4 protein-coding genes are annotated in these 4,548 nt (G+C 35.7%); all 4 read right to left on the bottom strand.

Going from position 1 to position 4,548, the window contains the following annotated elements; genetic code table 11:
* Positions 1 to 419: 419 nt before the first annotated feature.
* The 4 genes from bleO to mobV all read right to left on the bottom strand — a co-directional run bounded on the left by bleO (position 420) and on the right by mobV (position 4,461).
* Positions 420 to 824, bottom strand: a complete 405-nt coding sequence (gene bleO / locus KA833_RS13630) for a bleomycin binding protein (RefSeq protein WP_001242578.1) — start codon at positions 822 to 824, stop codon at positions 420 to 422.
* Between the two features lie 216 nt (positions 825 to 1,040).
* Positions 1,041 to 1,802, bottom strand: a complete 762-nt coding sequence (gene aadD1 / locus KA833_RS13625) for an aminoglycoside O-nucleotidyltransferase ANT(4')-Ia (protein ID WP_001014230.1) — start codon at positions 1,800 to 1,802, stop codon at positions 1,041 to 1,043.
* Between the two features lie 168 nt (positions 1,803 to 1,970).
* On the bottom strand, positions 1,971 to 2,954 hold the full coding sequence (locus KA833_RS13620) for a protein rep (RefSeq protein ID WP_000336291.1): 984 nt from the start codon (positions 2,952 to 2,954) through the stop codon (positions 1,971 to 1,973).
* A 244-nt stretch (positions 2,955 to 3,198) separates the two neighbouring features.
* Positions 3,199 to 4,461 carry a MobV family relaxase gene (mobV, locus tag KA833_RS13615; RefSeq protein ID WP_000119405.1) on the bottom strand — a complete coding sequence of 421 codons (1,263 nt, stop codon included), beginning with the start codon at positions 4,459 to 4,461 and terminating at the stop codon, positions 3,199 to 3,201.
* Between the last annotated feature and the right edge of the window lie 87 nt (positions 4,462 to 4,548).

The raw sequence follows: 4,548 nt of genomic DNA, 5'->3' as shown, positions 1-4,548 counted from the left end.
TAAAGTATAACACACTATACTGTGCTCTGCAAGGCTGTCGGCAGTGCCGACCAAAACCATAAAACCTTTAAGACCTTTCTTTTTTTTACGAGAAAAAAGAAACAAAAAAACCTGCCCTCTGCCACCTCAGCAAAGGGGGGTTTTGCTCTCGTGCTCGTTTAAAAATCAGCAAGGGACAGGTAGTATTTTTTGAGAAGATCACTCAAAAAATCTCCACCTTTAAACCCTTGCCAATTTTTATTTTGTCCGTTTTGTCTAGCTTACCGAAAGCCAGACTCAGCAAGAATAAAATTTTTATTGTCTTTCGGTTTTCTAGTGTAACGGACAAAACCACTCAAAATAAAAAAGATACAAGAGAGGTCTCTCGTATCTTTTATTCAGCAATCGCGCCCGATTGCTGAACAGATTAATAATAGATTTTAGCTTTTTATTTGTTGAAAAAAGCTAATCAAATTGTTGTCGGGATCAATTACTGCAAAGTCTCGTTCATCCCACCACTGATCTTTTAATGATGTATTGGGGTGCAAAATGCCCAAAGGCTTAATATGTTGATATAATTCATCAATTCCCTCTACTTCAATGCGGCAACTAGCAGTACCAGCAATAAACGACTCCGCACCTGTACAAACCGGTGAATCATTACTACGAGAGCGCCAGCCTTCATCACTTGCCTCCCATAGATGAATCCGAACCTCATTACACATTAGAACTGCGAATCCATCTTCATGGTGAACCAAAGTGAAACCTAGTTTATCGCAATAAAAACCTATACTCTTTTTAATATCCCCGACTGGCAATGCCGGGATAGACTGTAACATTCTCACGCATAAAATCCCCTTTCATTTTCTAATGTAAATCTATTACCTTATTATTAATTCAATTCGCTCATAATTAATCCTTTTTCTTATTACGCAAAATGGCCCGATTTAAGCACACCCTTTATTCCGTTAATGCGCCATGACAGCCATGATAATTACTAATACTAGGAGAAGTTAATAAATACGTAACCAACATGATTAACAATTATTAGAGGTCATCGTTCAAAATGGTATGCGTTTTGACACATCCACTATATATCCGTGTCGTTCTGTCCACTCCTGAATCCCATTCCAGAAATTCTCTAGCGATTCCAGAAGTTTCTCAGAGTCGGAAAGTTGACCAGACATTACGAACTGGCACAGATGGTCATAACCTGAAGGAAGATCTGATTGCTTAACTGCTTCAGTTAAGACCGAAGCGCTCGTCGTATAACAGATGCGATGATGCAGACCAATCAACATGGCACCTGCCATTGCTACCTGTACAGTCAAGGATGGTAGAAATGTTGTCGGTCCTTGCACACGAATATTACGCCATTTGCCTGCATATTCAAACAGCTCTTCTACGATAAGGGCACAAATCGCATCGTGGAACGTTTGGGCTTCTACCGATTTAGCAGTTTGATACACTTTCTCTAAGTATCCACCTGAATCATAAATCGGCAAAATAGAGAAAAATTGACCATGTGTAAGCGGCCAATCTGATTCCACCTGAGATGCATAATCTAGTAGAATCTCTTCGCTATCAAAATTCACTTCCACCTTCCACTCACCGGTTGTCCATTCATGGCTGAACTCTGCTTCCTCTGTTGACATGACACACATCATCTCAATATCCGAATAGGGCCCATCAGTCTGACGACCAAGAGAGCCATAAACACCAATAGCCTTAACATCATCCCCATATTTATCCAATATTCGTTCCTTAATTTCATGAACAATCTTCATTCTTTCTTCTCTAGTCATTATTATTGGTCCATTCACTATTCTCATTCCCTTTTCAGATAATTTTAGATTTGCTTTTCTAAATAAGAATATTTGGAGAGCACCGTTCTTATTCAGCTATTAATAACTCGTCTTCCTAAGCATCCTTCAATCCTTTTAATAACAATTATAGCATCTAATCTTCAACAAACTGGCCCGTTTGTTGAACTACTCTTTAATAAAATAATTTTTCCGTTCCCAATTCCACATTGCAATAATAGAAAATCCATCTTCATCGGCTTTTTCGTCATCATCTGTATGAATCAAATCGCCTTCTTCTGTGTCATCAAGGTTTAATTTTTTATGTATTTCTTTTAACAAACCACCATAGGAGATTAACCTTTTACGGTGTAAACCTTCCTCCAAATCAGACAAACGTTTCAAATTCTTTTCTTCATCATCGGTCATAAAATCCGTATCCTTTACAGGATATTTTGCAGTTTCGTCAATTGCCGATTGTATATCCGATTTATATTTATTTTTCGGTCGAATCATTTGAACTTTTACATTTGGATCATAGTCTAATTTCATTGCCTTTTTCCAAAATTGAATCCATTGTTTTTGATTCACGTAGTTTTCTGTATTCTTAAAATAAGTTGGTTCCACACATACCAATACATGCATGTGCTGATTATAAGAATTATCTTTATTATTTATTGTCACTTCCGTTGCACGCATAAAACCAACAAGATTTTTATTAATTTTTTTATATTGCATCATTCGGCGAAATCCTTGAGCCATATCTGACAAACTCTTATTTAATTCTTCGCCATCATAAACATTTTTAACTGTTAATGTGAGAAACAACCAACGAACTGTTGGCTTTTGTTTAATAACTTCAGCAACAACCTTTTGTGACTGAATGCCATGTTTCATTGCTCTCCTCCAGTTGCACATTGGACAAAGCCTGGATTTACAAAACCACACTCGATACAACTTTCTTTCGCCTGTTTCACGATTTTGTTTATACTCTAATATTTCAGCACAATCTTTTACTCTTTCAGCCTTTTTAAATTCAAGAATATGCAGAAGTTCAAAGTAATCAACATTAGCGATTTTCTTTTCTCTCCATGGTCTCACTTTTCCACTTTTTGTCTTGTCCACTAAAACCCTTGATTTTTCATCTGAATAAATGCTACTATTAGGACACATAATATTAAAAGAAACCCCCATCTATTTAGTTATTTGTTTAGTCACTTATAACTTTAACAGATGGGGTTTTTCTGTGCAACCAATTTTAAGGGTTTTCAATACTTTAAAACACATACATACCAACACTTCAACGCACCTTTCAGCAACTAAAATAAAAATGACGTTATTTCTATATGTATCAAGATAAGAAAGAACAAGTTCAAAACCATCAAAAAAAGACACCTTTTCAGGTGCTTTTTTTATTTTATAAACTCATTCCCTGATCTCGACTTCGTTCTTTTTTTACCTCTCGGTTATGAGTTAGTTCAAATTCGTTCTTTTTAGGTTCTAAATCGTGTTTTTCTTGGAATTGTGCTGTTTTATCCTTTACCTTGTCTACAAACCCCTTAAAAACGTTTTTAAAGGCTTTTAAGCCGTCTGTACGTTCCTTAAGGAATTCCTTAGTGCTTTCATAGATTAAACTCACATCACGCTTTAAATCGCTTATTTTAGACTTTAAAGACTTGTTTTCTTCAAGCAACTCATTATAATCATTTACATTTTCATTAAATCGCTCTACAAGACCACTATATTTTTCTTTAACTTGCCCATGTTCTTTACTTAATTTTTTATATTCTCTCGCCATATCAGTACTCATGAGATTTCTAACATGCTGTTTTAACCTATCGTTATCTCTCGCAGCAGTCACTAAGTTTTTATAATCACGCTCCGATATAACAACATTTTTGGTTGGTTTCTTTTCTGTTTTCATTATTTCTTTTCCCAAACCAAACATGGACTTTTCACCCGTTGGCACTTCAACACTTTTCATGTGTCGTTTCGCTGGTACTTCTAAATCTGATTTAACTTTATCGCTATAAGCAGTCCATTCATCTTTTTTAACTGCTAAATTTTTTTCTAGAAAATCAATCTCTTTTTCCAAAGTTTGTTTTTTAAATTTAGCTGTCTCAATATGTTTACGGTCAGAGCCACGTTCACCACGCTTCAACTCAAAACCCTGTTTTTTCATATGCTCGGGGAATTTATCTTGTAGCCATAACAGTTCTTGACGATTAAACACATTTTTTCCTTGCAGTTTTCCATCACGCATAGGCACAACACCTAAATGCATGTGAGGGGTTTGCTCATCATTATGAACTGTTGCATAAGCAATATTTTGCTTGCCATATCGTTCGGAAAATAATTTATAACTTTCCTCAAAAAATCGTTTTTGTTCTCCTGGATCCAGTTGCTCAAAAAAATCTCGGTCAGATGTTACTAGCAACTCATTTACAAGAACAGCATCTTTCCTCGTTTTTCTTGTACCTGTTTTTTGTGATTCAATAATTTCTTTGACACGTTCGTTGTAATCAATATTTTTATCATTTTTCAAATCATAATTTTCACGTGTTCGCTCATGGTCAATATCATCATTCGTTCTACTTTTTCGCTCTCTTTGATTATGAAATTGCATGCCTTTTAGTCCAGCTGATTTCACTTTTTGCATTCTACAAACTGCATAACTCATATGTAAATCGCTCCTTTTTAGGTGGCACAAATGTGAGGCATTTTCGCTCTTTCCGGCAACCACTTCCAAGTAAAGTATAACACACTA

Origin of the sequence: Staphylococcus sp. GDY8P67P (assembly GCF_017892545.1) — a bacterium.
GTDB classification, from domain to species: domain Bacteria; phylum Bacillota; class Bacilli; order Staphylococcales; family Staphylococcaceae; genus Staphylococcus; species Staphylococcus ureilyticus.
The sequence above is the reverse complement of the archived record's forward strand: the minus strand, read 5'-3'. Positions and strand labels throughout refer to the sequence as shown.

Excerpts from the sequence above, each read along its gene's own strand:
- mobV (WP_000119405.1), bottom strand. The coding sequence starts at position 4,461 with ATGAGTTATGCAGTTTGTAGAATGCAAAAAGTGAAATCAGCTGGACTA.
- KA833_RS13620 (WP_000336291.1), bottom strand. The coding sequence starts at position 2,954 with ATGTGTCCTAATAGTAGCATTTATTCAGATGAAAAATCAAGGGTTTTA.